The organism is Streptomyces luteolifulvus (assembly GCF_008806595.1).
In the GTDB taxonomy this organism is placed as follows: Bacteria; Actinomycetota; Actinomycetes; order Streptomycetales; family Streptomycetaceae; genus Streptomyces; species Streptomyces luteolifulvus.
The window spans coordinates 85,912-104,892 of the sequence record NZ_VZRB01000021.1; the positions used below are offsets into that span (position 1 = coordinate 85,912).

The 18,981-nt window shown below is 70.4% G+C and carries 24 protein-coding genes; 6 read left to right on the forward strand and 18 right to left on the reverse strand.

Annotated features, from left to right (window positions below):
• Nucleotides 1-8 precede the first annotated feature (8 nt).
• Entirely contained in the window at nt 9-458 is a 450-nt protein-coding gene (locus F7R91_RS26955; RefSeq protein WP_150952194.1) for a hypothetical protein, read from the forward strand.
• 51 nt (nt 459-509) lie between these two features.
• Here F7R91_RS26955 and F7R91_RS26960 read toward each other — a convergent pair whose 3' ends face one another.
• On the reverse strand, nt 510-1,946 hold the full coding sequence (locus tag F7R91_RS26960) for a hypothetical protein (RefSeq protein WP_150952197.1): 1,437 nt from the start codon (nt 1,944-1,946) through the stop codon (nt 510-512).
• A 304-nt stretch (nt 1,947-2,250) separates the two neighbouring features.
• Between F7R91_RS26960 and F7R91_RS26965 the strand changes: the two genes are divergently transcribed.
• Nucleotides 2,251-4,077 (forward strand): endonuclease/exonuclease/phosphatase family protein, encoded by a 1,827-nt coding sequence (locus F7R91_RS26965; protein ID WP_150952199.1) that lies wholly within the window; start codon nt 2,251-2,253, stop codon nt 4,075-4,077.
• A gap of 10 nt (nt 4,078-4,087) precedes the next feature.
• Here F7R91_RS26965 and F7R91_RS26970 read toward each other — a convergent pair whose 3' ends face one another.
• The 6 genes from F7R91_RS26970 to F7R91_RS43850 form a co-directional block, all read right to left on the reverse strand.
• A complete protein-coding gene (locus F7R91_RS26970) occupies nt 4,088-4,828 on the reverse strand; it encodes an SRPBCC family protein (RefSeq protein ID WP_150952202.1) in 741 nt (246 codons plus the stop codon).
• 16 nt (nt 4,829-4,844) lie between these two features.
• Entirely contained in the window at nt 4,845-5,465 is a 621-nt protein-coding gene (locus F7R91_RS26975) for an ArsR/SmtB family transcription factor (protein WP_150952205.1), read from the reverse strand.
• A gap of 136 nt (nt 5,466-5,601) precedes the next feature.
• Nucleotides 5,602-6,165 carry a DUF3618 domain-containing protein gene (locus F7R91_RS26980; RefSeq protein ID WP_150952208.1) on the reverse strand — a complete coding sequence of 188 codons (564 nt, stop codon included), beginning with the start codon at nt 6,163-6,165 and terminating at the stop codon, nt 5,602-5,604.
• Nucleotides 6,162-6,581, reverse strand: a complete 420-nt coding sequence (locus F7R91_RS26985) for a phage holin family protein (RefSeq protein ID WP_150952211.1) — start codon at nt 6,579-6,581, stop codon at nt 6,162-6,164. The genes F7R91_RS26980 and F7R91_RS26985 overlap by 4 nt, the downstream gene beginning before the upstream one ends.
• 52 nt (nt 6,582-6,633) lie before the next feature.
• The gene (locus tag F7R91_RS26990; protein ID WP_150952214.1) at nt 6,634-7,326 is read right to left on the reverse strand and encodes a hypothetical protein; all 693 of its coding nucleotides are present in this window, start codon (nt 7,324-7,326) and stop codon (nt 6,634-6,636) included.
• Nucleotides 7,323-7,457, reverse strand: a complete 135-nt coding sequence (locus F7R91_RS43850) for a hypothetical protein (RefSeq protein WP_269144761.1) — start codon at nt 7,455-7,457, stop codon at nt 7,323-7,325. Before F7R91_RS43850 ends, F7R91_RS26990 begins: the two co-directional genes overlap by 4 nt.
• A gap of 193 nt (nt 7,458-7,650) precedes the next feature.
• Here F7R91_RS43850 and dapA point away from each other — a divergent pair, with 193 nt between their 5' ends.
• On the forward strand, nt 7,651-8,565 hold the full coding sequence (dapA, locus tag F7R91_RS26995; protein ID WP_191971655.1) for a 4-hydroxy-tetrahydrodipicolinate synthase: 915 nt from the start codon (nt 7,651-7,653) through the stop codon (nt 8,563-8,565).
• Nucleotides 8,566-8,573: 8 nt separating this feature from the next.
• Here dapA and F7R91_RS27000 read toward each other — a convergent pair whose 3' ends face one another.
• Together F7R91_RS27000 and F7R91_RS27005 are read right to left on the reverse strand one after the other, a co-directional pair.
• Nucleotides 8,574-9,791, reverse strand: a complete 1,218-nt coding sequence (locus F7R91_RS27000; RefSeq protein ID WP_150952221.1) for a WD40 repeat domain-containing protein — start codon at nt 9,789-9,791, stop codon at nt 8,574-8,576.
• On the reverse strand, nt 9,788-10,348 hold the full coding sequence (locus tag F7R91_RS27005; protein WP_150952223.1) for a SigE family RNA polymerase sigma factor: 561 nt from the start codon (nt 10,346-10,348) through the stop codon (nt 9,788-9,790). The genes F7R91_RS27000 and F7R91_RS27005 overlap by 4 nt, the downstream gene beginning before the upstream one ends.
• Nucleotides 10,349-10,495: 147 nt before the next feature.
• Between F7R91_RS27005 and F7R91_RS27010 the strand changes: the two genes are divergently transcribed.
• From F7R91_RS27010 to F7R91_RS27020, 3 genes are all read left to right on the forward strand, one after another.
• Nucleotides 10,496-10,999: an HAD domain-containing protein gene (locus F7R91_RS27010; protein ID WP_191971656.1), complete on the forward strand. Its 504-nt coding sequence runs from the start codon at nt 10,496-10,498 to the stop codon at nt 10,997-10,999.
• An 87-nt stretch (nt 11,000-11,086) separates the two neighbouring features.
• The gene (locus F7R91_RS27015) at nt 11,087-11,359 is read left to right on the forward strand and encodes a hypothetical protein (RefSeq protein WP_225320806.1); all 273 of its coding nucleotides are present in this window, start codon (nt 11,087-11,089) and stop codon (nt 11,357-11,359) included.
• Between the two features lie 192 nt (nt 11,360-11,551).
• The gene (locus tag F7R91_RS27020) at nt 11,552-12,097 is read left to right on the forward strand and encodes a peptidoglycan-binding domain-containing protein (RefSeq protein WP_150952229.1); all 546 of its coding nucleotides are present in this window, start codon (nt 11,552-11,554) and stop codon (nt 12,095-12,097) included.
• A gap of 97 nt (nt 12,098-12,194) precedes the next feature.
• Here F7R91_RS27020 and dapD read toward each other — a convergent pair whose 3' ends face one another.
• From dapD to sufD, 9 genes are all read right to left on the reverse strand, one after another.
• On the reverse strand, nt 12,195-13,184 hold the full coding sequence (gene dapD, locus F7R91_RS27025; protein WP_150952232.1) for a 2,3,4,5-tetrahydropyridine-2,6-dicarboxylate N-succinyltransferase: 990 nt from the start codon (nt 13,182-13,184) through the stop codon (nt 12,195-12,197).
• Between the two features lie 323 nt (nt 13,185-13,507).
• On the reverse strand, nt 13,508-14,047 hold the full coding sequence (locus F7R91_RS27030) for a TetR/AcrR family transcriptional regulator (protein WP_150952235.1): 540 nt from the start codon (nt 14,045-14,047) through the stop codon (nt 13,508-13,510).
• A complete protein-coding gene (locus F7R91_RS27035) occupies nt 14,047-14,367 on the reverse strand; it encodes a DMT family transporter (protein WP_191971657.1) in 321 nt (106 codons plus the stop codon). The genes F7R91_RS27030 and F7R91_RS27035 overlap by 1 nt, the downstream gene beginning before the upstream one ends.
• Nucleotides 14,368-14,526: 159 nt before the next feature.
• On the reverse strand, nt 14,527-14,859 hold the full coding sequence (locus F7R91_RS27040) for a metal-sulfur cluster assembly factor (protein WP_030745090.1): 333 nt from the start codon (nt 14,857-14,859) through the stop codon (nt 14,527-14,529).
• Nucleotides 14,856-15,323 (reverse strand): Fe-S cluster assembly sulfur transfer protein SufU, encoded by a 468-nt coding sequence (sufU, locus tag F7R91_RS27045; protein WP_150952240.1) that lies wholly within the window; start codon nt 15,321-15,323, stop codon nt 14,856-14,858. Before sufU ends, F7R91_RS27040 begins: the two co-directional genes overlap by 4 nt.
• 19 nt (nt 15,324-15,342) lie before the next feature.
• Nucleotides 15,343-16,611, reverse strand: a complete 1,269-nt coding sequence (locus tag F7R91_RS27050) for a cysteine desulfurase (RefSeq protein ID WP_150952243.1) — start codon at nt 16,609-16,611, stop codon at nt 15,343-15,345.
• Complete coding sequence (gene sufC / locus F7R91_RS27055) at nt 16,608-17,372, reverse strand: Fe-S cluster assembly ATPase SufC (RefSeq protein ID WP_150952245.1); 765 nt, start codon at nt 17,370-17,372, stop codon at nt 16,608-16,610. The genes F7R91_RS27050 and sufC overlap by 4 nt, the downstream gene beginning before the upstream one ends.
• A 7-nt stretch (nt 17,373-17,379) precedes the next feature.
• Nucleotides 17,380-17,709, reverse strand: coding sequence for a bifunctional 3-phenylpropionate/cinnamic acid dioxygenase ferredoxin subunit (locus F7R91_RS27060; protein ID WP_150952248.1), 330 nt, complete (start codon nt 17,707-17,709; stop codon nt 17,380-17,382).
• Entirely contained in the window at nt 17,706-18,926 is a 1,221-nt protein-coding gene (gene sufD / locus F7R91_RS27065) for a Fe-S cluster assembly protein SufD (RefSeq protein ID WP_150952251.1), read from the reverse strand. Before sufD ends, F7R91_RS27060 begins: the two co-directional genes overlap by 4 nt.
• Between the last annotated feature and the right edge of the window lie 55 nt (nt 18,927-18,981).

The following is an 18,981-nucleotide window of genomic DNA, read 5'->3' on the forward strand; positions in this document are numbered from 1 at the left end:
GAACACCCATGACCACACAGGCACGCAGGCAGAAGGGCGCGACCTCGGTGGAGCATCGCTTCCACAACGCGCAGGGCGCGGAGGTCAAGACGCGCGACGAGGCGTTCGCCGCGCAGCGCGAGGTGTCCGCGGAGGCGGTCTCCGCGTCCGCGAAGCTGGAGCTGCACAACGGCGCGGTCACCTTCGCCATCGAGGTGAAGTACAACCCCAACACCTACCCGTACGTGGTGCTCGGCGGCCGGATCACCTCGGGCATCTGCGGCGCCCCGTGGGACATCACGGGCGGCCACCTGGGTGAGACGATCCGCCTCGACGCCAAGAACCCGGCCGGGCCCGGCACGTGTGCCGGCACGATCACGGTCGTCGGCGAGTACCAGAACCCGCCGGCCTACCGGGGCACGTACGGCTTCAACGGGGCGACGTCGTCGTTCAAGCACACGACGGTGTACCACTGCTGAAGGCCGGCCGGCCGCGACTCACGCGCAGCGTGCCGTGGGTCGCGGCCGCTCTCAACTCCCGTGCTGCGACCGCGCCTTGAACGCGGCCTTCCGCGCTTCCTTCGCGATCTTCTTGTCCGGGTGCAGCCGCCCCATCGCCTCCAGCACATCGGCCGTGGCCGGGTGGCCCACCCGCCATGCCGCCTCGAAGAATCCGCCGTGCTGCCGCGCCAGTCCCTCCACCAGCGCCCGCAGTTCGTGCGAGTTCCCTTCGGCCGCCAGCTGCGCGGCAACCGTGTCGATGGTCAGCCAGAACACCATCTCCTCGGACGGCGCCGGTACGTCCGCGGCGCCCCGCTCGCTCAGCCAGACCCGCGCGAGCCCGCCCAGCTCGGCGTCGTCGAGCACCTCCCGCAGCGCGGGCTCGGCCTCGGCGCCCACCAGGGACAGCGCCTGCTGGCAGTGCAGCCGCCGAAGCGGCGCGCCTGCGTCCGAGCCGCGCGCGGCCGCCAGCAACTCCCGTGCCGCAGCCAGCGGTTCGCGGCGTCCGAGCCACTGCTCGGTCTCGGCCTGAGCCGCCCTCGGCGGGAACTGGGCCGTGCCGTCGAGCAGCGCGTCGGCGCCCTTGTCGGAGAGCTCGCCGACGGCGGGCACGCCGAAGCCGGCCTCCAGCAGCCGGGCCCGCAGCCCGTACTGCCCGAGGGGGGTCAGCCGCACCATGCCGTAGCGGGAGACGTCAGCTTCGTCGACCGTCGCCGCGGGCTCTTCCTCGGGACTGTCGATGTCCGCCATCAGTGCCTCGTCGACCGGCTGGTACTCGACGAGCCCGACCGGTTCCAGCAGCCGGAACTGGTCGTCGAGGCGCATCATCGCGTCGGACACCTGCTCCAGCACGTCGTTGGTGGGCTCTCCCATGTCGCCGGGCACGATCATGGAGGCGGCGAGCGCGGGCAGCGGCACGGGTGCGTCGCCCGGGCCGTCCTCACTGGCCGTGAGCAGGTAGAGATTGCCGAGCACCCCGTCGAGGAACTCGGCCTCCGCGTCCGGGTCCCAGTCCAGTGAGGAGAAGTCGATCTCGTCGCCCGCGCCGACGGCGTCGACCAGGTCGTCGAGGTCGGGCACGCTCGCGTCGGCGAGGACCGCCTCCAGCGCGGCCAGCCACACGCCGAGCACGTCCTGCGGCGCACCGCCGGTGAGCAGCGCCAGCTCCTCACCGGCCGTCACGGTGCCCGCCTCCTCGTCGACGACCTCGACGAGTCCGGCGTCGACGGCGACACGCCAGGCCTCACCGGCGAGGGCCGCCGCGTCGTCCCCGGTCAGCCCGAGGGTCTCGGCGGCGGCGGGCAACTGCTCGTCGACGAGCCCGCCTCCGGTGTCCACCCGGGTGTCCGGGCCGGCCCAGCGGGCCAGCCGGGCGGCGCGGGAGAGCAGCGGGGTGGTCAGCGCGTCCCGCGCCAGCTCCGCTTCGGGGCGCAGTCGCACCGGCGGCAAGGGGGAGCTGTCTGACATCGGGTGTTTCTCCTAGGCGCCTTGGTACGGGAAGCCGCCCTACGGCTCGCATACGGCTCAATCGCTCAGCCTAGACGGATTTCCACCCATGCCGCCCGGTTCATCTCCCCGTCGGGTGCTGTACATGGCCGAAACCTTGACAACTGGCCTGACCAGGCAGGAGATTGACGCGCGTAGAAATCCGGCGGACATCTGTTCACTGTATTTTCTACGCGCGTTGCCGCCGCCCCACCGGCCGCGGCTCCCACCGTTCCACCCACCACATTCGTCCCGGCGCCCAACGTATGTCCCCGGAGGGATCCCGTTGCCGAGCAAGTCTTCCGCGCGTCTCGCCGCGCTCACCGTCGCCGCCGTCTGTTCCGCGGCGTCCCTAGTCGTCCTCACCTCGCCCGCGCACGCGGACTCCGTGCGTATCCATGACGTCCAGGGCAGCACCCGGATATCCCCCTACGCCGGCCAGAAGGTCACGGACGTGGCGGGAATTGTCACCGGCGTGCGCACCTACGGTTCGTCCAAGGGCTTCTGGATCCAGGATCCGACCCCGGACGACAACCCGGCCACCAGCGAGGGCGTCTTCGTCTTCACCGGCTCCGCTCCGAAGGTCGCGGTCGGCGACTCGGTCCTCGTCGCCGGCACGGTCTCGGAGTACGTGCCGGGCGGCACTTCGTCCGGAAACCAGTCCCTGACCGAGATCACCAAGCCGGTGATCACCGTCGTGTCGAGCGGCAACGCCGTCCCGGCCGCCACGGTCGTCGACGCGAAGTCGGTCCCGGCCGCCTACGCCCCGGCCGGCGACACCGCCGCGGGCAACTCGATCAACGGCCTGTCCCTGGAGCCGGCGACGTACGCCCTGGACCGCTACGAGTCCCTGGAGGGCATGAACGTCCAGGTCGCCGACGCCCGTGTGGTCGGCGCGAGCGACCCGTACACCGAGCTGTGGGTCACGGTGAAGCCGCGGGAGCACGCCAACCGCCGCGGCGGCACGGTCTACGGCTCCTACGAGTCCCAGAACACCGGCCGGCTGCAGATCCAGTCGCTGGGCTCGACCACCGACTTCCCGAAGGCGAACGTCGGCGACACCCTCACGGGCACGACCGCCGGCCCGCTGGACTTCAACCAGTTCGGCGGCTACACCCTGGTCGCCAACCGGATCGGCACGCTGAAGAGCGCCGGGCTGGAGCGCGAGAGCACGCAGAAGCAGCACCGCGGCGAGCTCGCGGTCGCGACGTACAACGTCGAGAACCTCGACCCGTCCGACGCCACGTTCGAGGAGCACGCCTCCGCGATCGTGAACAACCTGAAGTCGCCCGACATCGTGTCCCTGGAGGAGATCCAGGACAACAACGGCGCGACGAACGACGGCACGGTCGCCGCCGACCAGACGATGAAGAAGCTGACCGACGCGATCGTCGCGGCGGGCGGCCCGGCGTACGAGTGGCGGTCGATCGACCCGGTCAACAACTCGGACGGCGGTGAGCCGGGCGGCAACATCCGCCAGGTGTTCCTGTTCAACCCGGAGCGGGTCTCCTTCACGGACCGCGCGGGCGGCGACGCCACCACCGCCACGGGTGTCACCAAGGTCAACGGCAAGGCGCAGCTGACGGCCTCCCCCGGCCGTATCGACCCCGCGAACGAGGCCTGGAGGAGCAGCCGCAAGCCGCTGGCCGGTGAGTTCGTCTTCCGCGGCCGCACGGTCTTCGTGATCGCCAACCACTTCAACTCCAAGGGCGGAGACCAGGGTCTGACCTCGCAGTACCAGCCGCCGGCGCGCGGCTCGGAGGCCCAGCGCCACCTCCAGGCGACGGCGGTGAACACCTTCGTCAAGGAGATCCTCGGCGCCCAGAAGACCGCGGATGTCATCGCGCTCGGCGACATCAACGACTTCGAGTTCTCCGAGACCACCAAGATCCTGGAGGGTGACGGCGCGCTCTGGTCGGCGATCAAGTCGCTGCCGAGGAGCGAGCGTTACACCTACGACTACCAGGGCAACAGCCAGGTCCTGGACCAGATCCTGGTCAGCCCGTCGATCCGGCGCGGCTGCGACTTCGAGTACGACAGCGTGCACATCAACTCGGAGTTCAACGATCAGATCAGCGACCACGACCCGCAGGTGCTGCGCTTCCACCCGTAGCCGGTGCCGCTCAGGGCTGGCTGAACACTCCGTCCAGCCAGCCCTTCCAGGCGGCTTCGTTCGCCTCGGCGTCGGCGTCCGGGGCGAAGTCGTGGACGCTGATGCCGACCATGTAGCCCCAGTGGTTACGGCCGAAGAAGCGGATGAGGGCATTGTCGGTGCGCAGCCCGATGAAGTACGGGTTGCGGAAATCGACCACGGCGTCCAGGAGCCCGCCCTCGGGCCCACGGGCCCGTACGCGCTCCCCCGCGGCGGTCTCGTCGGCGAGCCCCAGGGCCTTCGCGACGGCGGCCATGGCGTCCGGGGCCTTGGACGCCTCGGGCCCGTCGAAGGTGGCGAAGGCGGCGGTGCGGCCGTCGAAGTGGGTCAGGTACTGGCGCAGGGTGTGCAGATAGAAGTCGGTGTGCTTGGCGGCGCCGTCGTACTGGTTTTCCCAGTCGTCGACGAAGATCCCGCTGTGCACGTACCGCACCCAGGCGCGCCGGCCCTCGTCGCGCGGCTCGACGGTGTAGTCGAGCTGGTTGACGGTCTGTTCGGAGATGCCCTCGACGTCCTCGACACGGTTGGTGTAGCGGTGCGGGGGATCCCAGGCGGTGACCGTGGACCCGAACGGGCCCTTGCCGCCCTCGCGGGGCTCCGGCGGCTCCATCGGCCACAACCAGCCGCCGGTCCCGGCGGTGAAGGCGTCCCACACCTGCTGCGGAGTGGCGTCGACTTCGAACTCGCGGGCGATCTCGAATTCCTTGGACATGGTGGGCTCCTGAGTCCTACTGGTCCAGTTCGGGGGCCGGCCGGTCCTCGGCCGTGGGTTTGAGCGTGGGATGGACGGCGACGACGATGCGGTGGTCGCGGCCGCCCTCGGCGTCCGGGGCGTCGTACTTGCGGATCAGCGCGCCGACCCCCGCCGTCAGCTCCTGGATGAACGCGGCCCGGTCGGCGGCCGAGGCGAAGCGGACCTCACCGTCGAGCGCGTAGGTGGCGAGCCGCTTGCGGGCCTTCGTCGCGCCGGTGATCAGCGAGCCGACGTCCCGTACGAGCCGGGCGCCGAGCGCGAGCAGCCAGCGCGCGGAGAGCTGGTCGCGGAAACGGTCCGGGTCCGGCTGCACGGAGGCGAGGGCGAGCGGCGAGATCACATACGACGCCGCGGTCGCGCGCATCAGCCGCTCGGTGACATTGCCCTTGCGGCGCTCACCGGCGAGCTCCACCAGGCCGTGCCGCTCCAGGGCCTTCAAGTGGTAGTTCACCTTCTGCCGGGGCAGCCCTACCTTGCCGGCCAGCATCGCGGCCGACGCGGGTCCGGCGGCCAGCTCGGCGAGCAGCCGCGCCCTGATGGGGTCCAGGGAGACGGCGGCGGCCTCGGGGTCCTCGATCACGCTCACGTCCAGCATGTGTCCACCCTCTCACCGAAAACTTTTTTTGTCCAGACGGATGAAGTTTTCGGTGAGTCGGGAGTTTCCGGTGAGCGGCGAGAGGAAAGGCCGCATCCCGCGCCCACCGCGGGATGCGGCTTGTGTGCCCGCCCGGTCACCTCCGGGGGTACCGCCACGCCACCACCACGGCCAGGGCCACCGCCGCACCGATCGCCAGCGCCGGCCCGGGATGCCGTACCGCCGCCATGACGAGGGGCCGGGCAGGCTGGGGCACGCCGTGTTCCACCCGGTGCTCCAGGTCGTGGCCCGCCCGCGCGGCCTTCTCGTGGACCGTGCGCCCGGTCCCGGTCGCCCTCTCCTGCGCCCTGTGCCCGGCCCGCATCGCCGTGTCGTGGACCTTGTGCCCGGCCTCCGTGGCCCGGTCGTGAACCTTGTGACCGGTCCGCGCGGCCCTGTCCTGCACCTTGTGCCCGGTCTCCGTCGCCCGCTCCTGGACCCTGTGTCCGGCCTGCGCGGCGGTGCTGCGCAACTGCACGGTCATCGCGCCCGCCCGGTCCCTGAGGTCGGCCGCCCGAGCCATCGCACGGCCCTTCACATCCACCTTGCCTGCCAACTCCTCCACGGTTTCGCCCAGTTCACTGCGGGTCTGCTCGATCTGCCGCCGCAGTTCCTCGGGCCCCTTCGCTCCCCTGCCCTGTGGTTCCGTCCCGTCCGTCATCGGTGCGCCCTTTCCCTGATCTCCTCTACATCGGCCCTGACGCTGCCGAGGGTCTCCTCGGGCGTGGGGGGAGCGGCGCGGCGCAGCTGCGCACGGCCCGTCGCGGCCAGCACGGCCGCGAGCACGAACAGCACAGCCGTCACGATGAGCGCCGCGGCCCAGACGGGCAGCGTCAGCGAGAGCGCGGCGGTGGCCGTGCCGGCCAGGGCGAGCAGGCCGGCGTAGGCGAGCGCGCCCGCGGCGCCGAGCAGGCCGCCGCCGCGGCCCGCGCGCCGCCCCTTGAGAGCGAGCTCCTCCTTGGCGAGGGCCACCTCCTGCCGCACGAGGCGGGAGAGCTGTTCGCCGGCCTGTCCGACGAGCTCGCCCACGGAGTGGTGCTCGTCGTGCACCGCCTTGGGTGTCATGGTCCCGGTCACGGTGTCCGCCTCCTCTCGGTTCGGACCATCCGGGTACCCGGACCGGCCTTCGTTACCCGTGCCCGCCCGGGTCGTGGCCGCGCTCGCCGAACCGGGCCAGCTGGGTCTGGAACCAGTCGAGCCGGGCCTGCAACAGGGCCGCCTCCGCGACGAGTTCGGGCACCCCGAAACCCTCGGGCGGACCGGGAGAGTCCCCCCGCTCCGGCGTCCCGCGCCCGGCCTCCACCCGCAGGCCGTGCCCGGCCAGCCGGGCGAAGGCGGTGAGCGACACGGACGTACGCCGGCGGACACAGCCCGCGCAGGACGGGGCCAGCGCGCGCCAGCCGGGTCTGCCCCAGCCGGCGTCGGCGAGCGCCACGGCGACCGCACCGCAGGCGCACGGTCCGACGGTCGCGGTCCGTACCCGCTGACGGGCGTGACGGAAGCCGCGTTCGAAGCGGATGTACCGGCCGAGCACCGAGACTTCGAGCAGCACGGCCGCCCGGTGCTCCGCAGTGCACAGCAGCGCCTCGGCCGTCGTACGGTCGTGGACGCAGTGGAAGCCGCAGTCGCAGCGGCGGTGCGGTGGACGATGCCGCAGGCCGTAGACGCAGGACGCGTCGGCCACGACGCCGTACGGCAGCGCGCCGCCGAGCGACACACCGGTGAACCCGGCCCGGGTGCCGTCCTGGGACAGCACCGGGTGGGCGATCTTGTATCCGGTCGGCGGCTCCGTCGGGCGTTCCTCGGGGAGCCGCAGTCTCATCGGGCGGCCGGGACCTCTTCGGGCGCGGGCGCGGGCGGCTCATGGATCTCTTCGGGGACCGGGAGTTCTTCCTCGTGGATCTGCGGCCGCTCCTCCGCGACTCCGGTGGCGAGTGCCTTGCCGAGCTTCATGACGCCTCCCATGACCAGTGGTCGATGACCGTCCCGGCCATGGTGACCCATGAGGGGTCGAATTGGACATAGGGCCCTGGCCTCACCCACCCCCAACCCCACCCCAGCCCCACCCCACACATCAGCATCCCTTATCAATATCTCGTAGAAGAATTAAGTGGAGCTTCACTGTGGTCGCGCCGAGACTACTCCCATGACGTCTCCCGGTGCCTGCGCCCCTCCCTTCGGCCGCTCCCTCTGCGCGATGATCACGCCCTTCACCGAGGCGGGCGGGCTGGACCTCGACGGCGCCCAGCGGCTCGCCGACCATCTGGTGTCCGAGGGCTGTGACGGCCTGGTGCTCTCCGGTACGACGGGTGAGTCGCCGACCACGACGGACGCCGAGAAGTCCGAGCTCGTCAGGGCCGTCCGGGAGGCGGTGGGCGAGCGGGCGTCGATCGTGGCCGGGGTGGGCACCTTCGACACCCGGCACACCGTCGAACTCGCCCTGGCGGCCGAAAAGGCGGGCGCCGACGGCCTGTTGGTCGTCAGCCCGTACTACAGCAGGCCACCGCAGGACGCGCTGGAGGCCCACTTCCGGGAGGTGGCCGACGCGGCCGGGCTGCCGCTGATGCTGTACGACATCCCCGGCCGGACCGGCACCCGTATCGAGCCCGACACGATGATCCGGCTCGCCGGACACCCCCGGATCGTGGCGGTCAAGGACTGCTCCTACGACTTCCTCGGCACCCAGAAGGTGCTCGCCCGCACGGAGTTGGCGTACTACGCGGGCTGCGACGAGCACATCCTCGCCCTGTACGCGGTGGGCGCCGCCGGGTACGTCAGCACGGTCGCCAACGTCGTACCGGCCCAACTCCGCGCGGTCCTGGACGCGTTCGAGGCGGGCGACACCCTCGTGTCCGCCCGCCTCCAGCAACGCGCCACGCCGCTCATCGAGTTGATGATGGCGTCCGGTCTGCCCGGCGCCGTCACCGCCAAGGCCCTCCTGACCCGACTGGGCCTGCCGGCGGGCCCGGTCCGCCCGCCGCTGCGACCCGCCGGCCGCGAGGCGGTCGACGGGCTGCTGGCGGCGTACGAAGCGCTGGTGACGGCCGACCAGCGCTCGTGACGGTCCGCTCAGGGCTGTGCGAAGACCGGCTCCCAGCGCCCGGCGGCACCGTCGTTGCCCTTGCGGAATCCGCTGAGCGGTACGACCTTGTCGCTGCCGATCGTGACCAGCACCAGCCGGTTGTGGAACTCGTTCGAGCCGGGAGTGATGTCCCAGGCGACGAGCGACTTCTCACCGACCCAGGCGAGCAGTTGCTGCCCTCGCACCTCGGTCCGCCTGCCGGTACGGGCGTCGAGGACCCAGGAGGACGTCTTCCACTTCTCGCCCGCGAAGTCACCGGCGACGAGCCGCCCGCTCGGCGACTTGCCCGCGTCGACGTACCACTGGAGGTGCTTGTCCTTCGCCGGCACGGCGACCTCGCGGCCCGTGAGGTCGTAGAACTGCTTGCCGATGTCGCCCATCGGGTTCCCGCACCAGACGTGCCGGCCGTCGTCGCTGAGCGCGAAGTCCTGGCGGGAGTTGATGAAGCCGCCGCCCATGGGGTCGTTCGGGTCGCCGTCGAGCCCGACCTCGCTCCAGGAGCCCTTGCCGGAGGCCACGTCGAGGACGTAGAAGCCGGTGCGGGTCGACTGCTGCGGCGCGTCGTAGCCCTCGGAGCCCTCCATCTTGACCCTGAGGTCGGGGTTCTCGCCGTAGCTCGTCGCGACCAGCTTCCGTCCGTCGCGGGAGAACGACAGTCCCGCGACACCGTGGTCGACCGGGATCCACCGCTCCACCTTGCCGTTGGCCAGGTCGAGCAGGCCGATCCGCGGGGCGGGCAGCTGCTGCTCCAGGACGGCGGCGGTCTTCATGCCGGGGGCGACGGCGACGTAGGACCACTGCGGGGCCTTCACATACCTGCCGGTCCTCTGGTCGAGCAGCCAGTAGGCGCGGACCGAGGCGGCCTTGCCGGACGACTGCTCGACCGTCCTCGGGATGTAGTACGCGGCCAGCGTTGTGCCGTCGGCCGAGATCAGGTCGCGCGGCGGCGACTGGTCCGGCTGGGCGCGGATCCCCGTCCGGTCCACGACATGGGCGGGACGTACGTCCTCCTTCCCGGAGTCCAGCAGCGGCACCGCCACCGCGACGGCGACCACGGCGACCGTGGCGGCGGCCGCGGCCACGAGCCTTCGCGTACGGCGGCGTCGGCGGACGGCGAGTACCCGGTCGGCGAGCCCCGCTGCCGTCGGGGCCTGCGCCGCGGCCTGCTCGCGCAGGGCGTCGCGCACGAGTTCGTCGACGTTCACGGACGCACCTCCACGGGCGAGTAGTCACGGGACGACAGCCGCTCGGTGTCGGCCGGGCCGAGCGCGTCCAGCTCGGGCGCCAGCGCACGCAGCCGGGCCAGCGAACGGTGGGTGGTGGACCGTACGGTGCCGACGGAGCAGCCGAGCAGACGGGCCACGTCCGCCTCGGGCAGGTCCTCGAAGTAGCGCAGCACCAGCACGGTGCGCTGGCGGGCGGTGAGCCGGGACAGCGCCTCACGCATGACGAGGCGCAGTTCTGCGGCGGCCGCGGCGTCGGCTCCGGCCACGCCCGCCTCGGGCGGTTCGGCGACGCTGACCTCCTGCCGGGGCCACTTCAGACGCCAGCGGCTGACCTGCTGGCGGTAGAGGATGCGCCGTACATAGGCCTCGGGCTCGTCGATCCGCTGCCAGCGCCCGGCCGCCTTGACCAGGGCGTTCTGCAGCAGGTCCTCGGCGGCGTGCTGGTCTCCCCCGCACAGCAGCACGGCCGTCTTCAGCAGGGCGGACGACCTGCTGTCCACGAAGTCCCGGAAACCCTCCAGCCCTTCGGCATTCATCGTCACCTTCTCTTCCCCGGCGGCACCTGTGCCCCGCCCCTGTGCCCCTTGTGACGCGCGCGCCCGCCCGCCGCTATGCCTGTGCGCCGGGAATTCCCCGAAGAAATGTCCACCGGCCCGTCACCACCGCTGCCGTACGGTGGCCGCGTGAGCCGCCCGCTGCTGTTCCTCGACGTCGACGGCCCCCTCAACCCGTACGCGGCGCAGCCCGAACGGCGTCCCGACGGCTATACGACGATCAGGGTCGCCGTGAGCCCGGGCCGCCGACTGCGGGTGTGGCTGAATCCCTCGCACGGCCCGGCACTGCTCGCCCTCGACTACGACCTGTGCTGGGCGACCACATGGATGGACTCGGCCAACCGCTGGATCGCCCCTGTCGTCGGCCTGCCCGAGCTGCCGTACGTCGACTTCGGCGCAGGCCTGTTCGCGCATCGAGCGGACGGGGTGCACTGGAAGACCGAGGCGATCGTGGCCCACGCCGCGGGCCGCCCCTTCGCCTGGGTGGACGACGAACAGAGCCCGGCGGACGAGACGTTCGTGACCCGCCACCACCCCGGCCCCGCCCTCCTCCACCACGTCAGCCCGCGCATCGGCCTGCGCGAGCCCGACTTCACCGCACTCGCGGAGTTCGCGGCGACAGCACAGCCGTGACCGAGCGCTGCCGGAAGCTTACGGGGCCGTGATCACTCGCGCCGAAGCAGCTCCCGGTCATCAAGGCTCCGCCGACCGCATGGAAAGGTGCAGGTCGCGGCGGAGAAACAGCCCTTGGCAACGAGCGCGATCACCTGTCACGATCTAGCCGTGGTCAAGCTTTCGAAGATCGCGAGGCAGGCAGACGTCCTCCTCGACCTGATGGGCGTGGCGGTCGGTTCACTGCTGCTGGTGATCGGTATCGAGACCTACCGCGACGGTGGATCCGTGGGCTGGCCGATCGCCGGATCAGTGCTGTTCTCGGTCAACCTCTGGGTAGCCTGCCGTCGATTCATCCGGCACAGGAAACCGACTCCGTGAGGCAGGCTCAAGTCCCGCTCCAGGCAAAGTTGCTGAACCTCCTCCGCATTGTCACGGTACCGCCACAACCACGGTATGGCCGGATCACGCCCCTTCCGTCCGGCCCGGTCCTCGTCCAATGATCGTCCCCGTTCCGACCATCCCGCCGAATCGCGCGGGGTGGCACCAGCGAAAAAAAGGGGGGACTCCACCATGAGGACCGTACGCGCCAGAACCGCCATCGCCGCCGCGACGCTGGCCATCGGCGCCGGACTGGCACTCGGGCCGACGGCCCAGGCGAGCACGACGCAGGGCTACATCGCCGGCGGCGGCTCCGTCACCGACGACTGGGGGGACGAAGGGCTGCTGTCCAGCGGCTCCCACGCGAACAGCAATGCCACCGCCGTGTGGCAGTGGGTCCTGTGGGCGGAGGGCGTGAAGGAGTCGAACGGCACGCGCTACGACCAGTCCGACATCGACTGCCAGTTCGGCCCCAACACGACCTACGCCACCAAGGACCTCCAGACCCGCTGGGGCCTGATCGTCGACGGCAAGGTCGGCAAGCAGACCTTCGGCACTTTCGACAGCTTCCTGGAGCTGGGCAGTGACGGACGGACCATCACCTACCACGGCGACTACTTCGACGGCTACACGCACAAGTTCACGCTGAAGCGCATCAGCGGCAAGTACTACGTCAAGGACCCTGGCTCCGGTAAGGGCTGGAAGGGCGCGTACTACCACAGCAAGACCGCCTGCTGATCCTGCGGGCTTCCGACAGACGCCGGGGCGGCCCGTCGCGACCGCGTGGAACGCGACCGCGGCGGGCCGCCCCCACGTTCGTCACGGCCGCCGGTGATCAGTTGTGGGCGTGCAGGACCTCGTTCAGGCCGCCCCAGACAGCGTTGTTCGGGCGGGCCTCGACCGTGCCGGTGACCGAGTTGCGGCGGAAGAGGATGTTGGAGGCACCGGACAGTTCGCGGGCCTTGACGATCTGGCCGTCGGGCATGGTGACCCGGGTGCCGGCCGTGACGTACAGACCCGCCTCGACGACGCACTCGTCGCCGAGCGCGATCCCGACGCCCGCCTCGGCGCCGATCAGGCAGCGCTCGCCGATGGTGATGCGGACGTTGCCGCCGCCGGACAGGGTGCCCATGGTGGAGGCGCCGCCGCCGATGTCCGAGCCGTCACCGATCAGCACACCGGCCGAGATACGGCCCTCGACCATCGACGTGCCGAGCGTGCCGGCGTTGAAGTTGACGAAGCCCTCGTGCATGACCGTGGTGCCCGAGGCGAGGTGCGCGCCGAGGCGGACCCGGTCGGCGTCGGCGATGCGGACGCCCTTGGGCGCGACGTAGTCGGTCATCCGCGGGAACTTGTCCACCGAGGTCACCTGGAGGTGCAGTCCCTCGGCGCGGGCGTTCAGCCGGACCTTCTCGATGTCGTCGACGGCGACCGGGCCGAGCGAGGTCCAGGCGACATTGGCGAGGAGGCCGAAGATGCCGTCCAGGCTCTGGCCGTGCGGCTGGACCAGACGGTGCGAGAGGAGGTGGAGGCGCAGATAGGCGTCGTGCGTGTCGATCGGCTTCTCGTCGAGCGAGGAGATGACCGTACGGACCGCGACGACCTCGACGCCTCGGCGGGCGTCCGGCCCGATCGCCTTCGCGGCACCCTCACCGAGCAGTTCCACGGCCTTCTCGGCGGTCAGCCGCTCGGTACCGGCGGGCCCGGGCTCGGCGGTGAGCTCGGGCGCGGGGAACCAGGTGTCGAGGACGGTGCCGTCGGCGGCGACGGTGGCGAGCCCGGCGGCAACGGCGCCGGTGGTACGAGGAGCAGTCGTGTCGGTCATGAGGGCAACCTAACCGCCCGGAGGCCACGGAGGCCAACCACCGGCGGGGCCGTCTCAGGTGCCGGGCGGTATCTCGGACGTGGGGTGGCGCCTCGGGTGCCGGGTGGCGCCTCGGGCGTGGGGTGGCGCCTCGGGTGCCGGGCGGTGCCGGAAGGTGTCCCAGGTTCCGAGGCATGTCTCAGGTGCGGAGCGGTGTGTCTGGTAGCGGGCGGCACTTCTCGGCGCCGGTCGGCATCACTCAGCCCGTCCGGCGTTTGAGGACGAGGCCGTCCAGGCCGAAATGGAGGTCTGGGGGCGCAGCCCCCAGCAGCGGCAGCGCCCCGCTAGCCAGGAATGACCCGCGCCAGCACCTCCCGCGAGGACTCCTCGTCGTACGACCCGCCCGTCAGCAGGACCTGCAGACAGATGCCGTCCATCAGCGCGACCAGCGCCCGCGCGGTGACGGGGTCCGTGCGCCGCGAGATGCGCTCGGCGAGGTCCTCCGCCCACTCCGCGGCGACGGGACGCAGGGCGGGCCGGCGCAGGGCCGCGAGATAGAGCTCGTACTCCAGCTCGACCCCCGTACGGTCGCCCGCGAGCCACTCGCCCATCCAGCCGGCCAGCTCCGAAGCCAGGTCGGCGTCCGCGTTCTCCAGGCCCCCGCGGGCCGCGATCACCTTGGCGAAGCCCTCGTTGGCCTGCCGCAACGCGGCGACCATCAGCTCGTCGAGGGTCTTGAAGTGATACGTCGTGGAGCCGAGCGGCACATCGGCCTCGGCCGCGACGGAGCGGTGGGTCAGCCCGGCAAGCCCCTTCTCCCCGACGACCCGGATCGCGGCGTCGATGATCCGCTGCCGCCGCTCGGGGTCGTAACGCCGGGCCATCAGTGCGCACCCCCCATGTTCAGCACCACGACCCCGACGATGATCAGCGCGATCCCGAAAGCCTTGGTCGTCGTCATCCCCTCGCCGAGGAACATCATCCCTATCGTGGCGATGGCCGCGGTCCCGACACCGGACCAGATCGCGTACGCGGTTCCGACGGACACGGTCTTCAGGGTCTGCGCGAGCAGCACGAAGGAGAGGGCGTAGCCGAGGACGGTCAGCAGCGAGGGCACGGCCCTGCTGAAGCCGTCGCTGTACTTCATGGCGGTGGTGGCTCCCACCTCAGCGCCGATGGCTACGGCGAGCAACAGGTATCCCATGTGTACTAGCGTACATAACGCAGCCATGACAACGTCCGAGAACGTTGCAGAAGCCGCTCTCCTCCTCGGTCGCCTGCACGCGAAACGGCGACGTCCGTCGGACGTCGCCGTTCGTCTTCGACCGATGAGGCCGATGAAGCCGATGCGGCCGACGGGATCTCAGACGTTGAACCCGAGCGCCCGCAGCTGCTCCCGCCCGTCGTCCGTGATCTTGTCGGGGCCCCACGGCGGCATCCAGACCCAGTTGATGCGGAGCTCGTTCACCAGGCCGTCCGTGGCGGACTTGGCCTGGTCCTCGATGACGTCCGTCAGCGGGCAGGCCGCCGAGGTCAGGGTCATGTCGACGGTCGCGATGTTCGCGTCGTCGACATGGATGCCGTAGATCAGGCCCAGGTTGACGACGTCGATGCCCAGCTCGGGGTCGACGACGTCCATCAGGGCCTCGCGGAGCTCCTCCTCCGAGGCCGGCTTCATCTCCACGGTGTCACTCATGCCGTCTTCCTTTCGGCGTCGGCTCCGCCCAGCGCCTGGGCCGTCGCGTCCTTCCACGCCATCCAGCTCAGGAGGGCGCACTTCACCCGCGCCGGGTATTTGGAGACACCGGCGAACGCGACCGCGTCCTCCAGCACCTCCTCCATCGCGTCGTCGGGCTCGATCCGGCCCTTGGACTGCATCAGCTCCAGGAAGGTCTCCTGGATCTTCTGCGCCTGGGCCAGCTCCTTGCCGACGAGAAGGTCGTTCAGCACGGAGGCCGAGGCCTGGCTGATGGAACAGCCCTGGCCCTCGTACGAGACGTCGCTGATCGTCGTGCCGTCGTACTTCACCCGCAGCGTGATCTCGTCGCCGCACGTCGGGTTGACGTGGTGCACCTCGGCGTCGCCATCCCTCAGACCACGCCCGTGCGGGTGCTTGTAGTGGTCCAGGATGACTTCCTGGTACATCGAATCCAGCTTCATGCGATCGCTCGCCAACCCCTCAGCCGAAGAAGTTCCGTACGTGCTCCAGGCCGTCGACCAGCACGTCGATCTCGGCCGGCGTGGAGTACAGATAGAACGACGCCCGCGTGGTCGCAGGAATTCCGTAGCGGAGGCAGACCGGCCGCGCACAGTGGTGGCCGACCCGGACCGCGATGCCCTGCTCGTCGAGGACCTGGCCCACGTCGTGCGGGTGGATGTCGCCGAGCGTGAAGGAGATCGCCGCGCCCCGGTCCTCCGCCGTGGTCGGGCCGATGATCCGCAGATCGGGGACCTCGGTGAGCCGCTTCACCGCGTACTCGGTGAGTGCGTGCTCATGGGCGAGGATCTTGTCCATGCCGATCGAGTTGAGGTAGTCGATCGCCGCGCCGAGGCCGACCGCCTGCGCGATCGGTGGGGTGCCCGCCTCGAACTTGTGGGGCGCCGGGGCGTAGGTCGAGGAGTGCATCGACACCGTCTCGATCATCTCGCCGCCGCCCAGGAACGGGGGCAGGTCCTCCAGGAGCTCCTGGCGGCCCCACAGGACGCCGATGCCCGTGGGCCCGCACATCTTGTGGCCGGTGAAGGCCACGAAGTCGGCCTGGAGGGCCTGCACGTCCAGCGGCATGTGCGGCGCGGCCTGCGAGGCGTCGATGCAGACCAGCGCACCGACCTCCTGCGCCCGGCGCACTATCGCCTCGACCGGGTTGATCGTGCCGAGGATGTTGGACACCAGAACGAAGGAGACGATCTTCGTCTTCTCCGTGATGATCTCGTCGATGTCGGACAGGTCGAGACGGCCGTCGTCGGTCAGGCCGAACCACTTCAGCTTCGCGCCCGTGCGCTGCGACAGCAGCTGCCACGGCACGATGTTGGAGTGGTGCTCCATCTCCGTGATGACGATCTCGGTGTCGGAGTCCACACGGTAGGGCTCGTCGGCCCAGCCCAGCATGTTCGCCACGAGGTTCAGCGACTCCGAGGCGTTCTTGGTGAAGATCACCTCGTCGCGGCTGGGCGCGTTGATGAAGTCCGCGACCTTGTCGCGCGCGCCCTCGTACAGCGCCGTGGCCTCCTCGGCGAGGACGTGCACGCCACGGTGGACGTTGGCGTTGTGCTGCTCGTAGTACTCGGAGAGCACGTCGAGCACCTGGCGCGGTGTCTGCGAGGTCGCCGCGTTGTCCAGGTACACCAGCTTCTTGCCGTCGTGGACCAGACGGTCCAGGACGGGGAAGTCCTTGCGGATCGCCTCGGTGTCGAGGAGGCCGGGGAGCCCATGGCGGGAAGGGGTCACGCGGATGCGCCACCCTTCGTGTATGCCTCGTAGCCCTCGTCCTCCAGCTTGTCGGCGAGCTCGGCACCGCCGGACTCGACGATCCGGCCGCCGGAGAAGACATGGACGTGGTCGGGCTTGATGTAGCGCAGGATGCGCGTGTAGTGCGTGATCAGCAGGGTGCCGACCTCGCCGGTCCCGCGGACGCGGTTGACGCCCTCGGAGACGATGCGAAGGGCGTCGACGTCCAGACCGGAGTCCGTCTCGTCGAGGATCGCGATCTTCGGCTTGAGCAGTTCGAGCTGGAGGATCTCGTGGCGCTTCTTCTCACCGCCGGAGAAGCCCTCGTTGACGTTGCGCTCGGCGAAGGAGGGGTCCATGTTGAGGCGCTCCATGGCCTCCTTGACCTCCTTGACCCAGGTGCGCAGCTTGGGGGCCTCGCCGCGGATGGCGGTGGCGGAGGTGCGCAGGAAGTTGGAGACCGAGACACCGGGGACCTCGACCGGGTACTGCATCGCCAGGAACAGGCCCGCGCGGGCGCGCTCGTCGACGGACATCTCCAGGACGTCCTCGCCGTCGAGCAGCACGGTGCCCTCGGTGATCGTGTACTTCGGGTGACCCGCGAGCGAGTAGGCGAGGGTCGACTTGCCGGAGCCGTTCGGGCCCATGATGGCGTGCGTCTCGCCCTGCTTCACGGTGAGGTCGACGCCCTTGAGGATCTCCTTCGTGGCGTTGTCGGCCTCGACGGTGACGTGCAGGTCTCGGATTTCAAGCGTTGCCATGAATGCCTCAGGACTCCTGGGTGAGGGAGACGAACACGTCGTCCCCTTCGATCTTTACGGGGTATACGGGGACCGGGCGCGTCGCGGGAAGGCCGGACGGCTTGCCGGTGCGGAGGTCGAAGCTGGAGCCGTGCAGCCAGCACTCGATCTGACAGTCCTCCACCTCGCCCTCGGAGAGCGAGACGTTCGCGTGCGAGCAGATGTCGAAGATGGCGAACACCTCCCCCTCGGTCTGCACGACCGAGACCGGCGTGCCGTCGAGTTCCACCCGCTTCGGGGTGCCCTCCTCCAGCTCGCTCAGCCCGCAGGCGCGTACGAACGTCGACGAGGCAGTCATCCGACCGATGCCTCCAGCTCCTCGTCGATCTTGGCGATGAGACGCTCCTCGATGTCCTCGACGCCGATCTGCTGGACCAGCTCGGCGAAGAAGCCACGGACGACGAGACGGCGGGCCTCGTGCTCCGGGATGCCGCGGGCCATCAGGTAGAAGAGCTGCTCGTCGTCGAAGCGGCCGGTCGCGCTCGCGTGCCCGGCACCGACGATCTCGCCGGTCTCGATCTCCAGGTTGGGCACGGAGTCGACCCGGGCGCCGTCGGTCAGCACCAGGTTGCGGTTCATCTCGTAGGTGTCCGTGCCCTCGGCCTTGGCCTCGATGAGCACGTCGCCGATCCACACCGCGTGGGCGTCGTCGCCCTGGAGCGCACCCTTGTAGGCGACGTTCGACTTGCAGTGCGGGGTGTTGTGGTCGACCAGCAGACGGTGCTCCTGGTGCTGGCCCGCGTCGGTGAAGTACAGGCCGAAGAGCTCGGCCTCGGCGCCGGTGCCGGCGTAGGAGACGCGCGGGTGCAGTCGTACGACGTCGCCGCCGAAGGTGACCACGAACGACTTGAAGGTGGCGTCCCGGCCGACCAGCGCGTTGTGCTGGCCCACGTGCACGGCCTTGTCGTCCCAGTCCTGGACGGAGACGACGGTCAGCTTGGCGCCGTCGCCCAGGATGTAGTCGACGTTGGCGGCGAGCACCGCGTCACCGGTGTGGTCGATGACGACGACGGCCTCGGCGAAGGCGCCCAGCTCGATGATCTGGTGGCCGTAGGCGACCCCGCCCTCGCCGTGCACGGCGATACGGATCGGCTCGGTGAGCACCGCCTCCTTGGGGACGGTGACCACGCCGGCCTTCTCGAACGCCGAGTAGGCCTGGGCGGCGACACGGTCGACCGGGGTGCCCGCCCTGCCGAGCCGTGCGTCGTCGCGGCCGACGGTCTCGACGGTGACGCCCTCGGGGGCCCGGACGTCGACCTTTACGCCCTCGCCGGTCGCGACGGCGGTGCCGTCGTGCAGGCCGCGCAGCCGCTCCAGCGGGGTGAACCGCCACTCCTCCTCGCGGCCGTGCGGGACCGGGAAGTCCGCCACGTCGAAGGACGGGGGCGCGCTCATGCGCGTGGCGACGGTCGACTCGGCGGCCACCGCGATCTGGCCCGCGGTGGTGGAGCCCAGCGGTGGGGGTCCCCCCGCTCGAACGGAGTTGAGAGTGGGGGAGTTCTGAGCCTCAGCCATGGCTGTCGTAATGCTCGCTTTCTTACGTGAGTGGCTTGATGGGGACTGCGGCCGG